The sequence below is a fragment of the Mesorhizobium sp. M4A.F.Ca.ET.020.02.1.1 genome, from assembly GCF_004022645.1.
GTDB lineage: Bacteria > Pseudomonadota > Alphaproteobacteria > Rhizobiales > Rhizobiaceae > Mesorhizobium.
In genome coordinates this window covers 1-469 of sequence record NZ_RZOI01001384.1, presented here as the reverse complement: position 1 = coordinate 469, position 469 = coordinate 1, and the positions used below count along the sequence as shown (strand labels likewise).

General features: G+C 66.7%; 1 protein-coding gene. It reads right to left on the bottom strand.

What is annotated here, in order from left to right:
- The coding region (locus tag EN742_RS37270; protein ID WP_189375783.1) for a 1-acyl-sn-glycerol-3-phosphate acyltransferase at positions 1–469 on the bottom strand (469 nt) is incomplete at both ends.

The following is a 469-nucleotide window of genomic DNA, read 5'->3' as shown; positions in this document are numbered from 1 at the left end:
ACCTTCGGGAACAGGCGGCGGCGCACGTGCTGCGACGTCAGCCGCGAGAAGTAGCTCTTCTCCAGCCCGTCGATGCGCACCGGCACGACCATCGAGCCGGTCTTGTCGGCGACCATGGCGGCGCCGTCATAGACCTTCATCAGGCCTCCGGTGACGGTGATGCGGCCTTCGGGGAAGATGACCAGCGGATCGCCGCCCTGCACGATCTTGATCAGCGTGCGGGTCGACATCGGCTTGGCCGGATTGAGCGGCAGGGCGCGGGCGAGCTTCAGGAACGGCTTCATCCACCAGGCCTGCGCGATGGTGTGGTCGATGGCGAAGACCGGCTCCTCGTCGGTCAGCGTCAGGGCCAGCGGACCATCGAGGAAGCTGACATGGTTGAGCGCCAGGATCGGCGCCGGGCCGGCGGCCTTGAGGTTGTCCAGCCCCTCGACCTCCAGATGATGGAAGGCGCGGAACAGGATGGAGA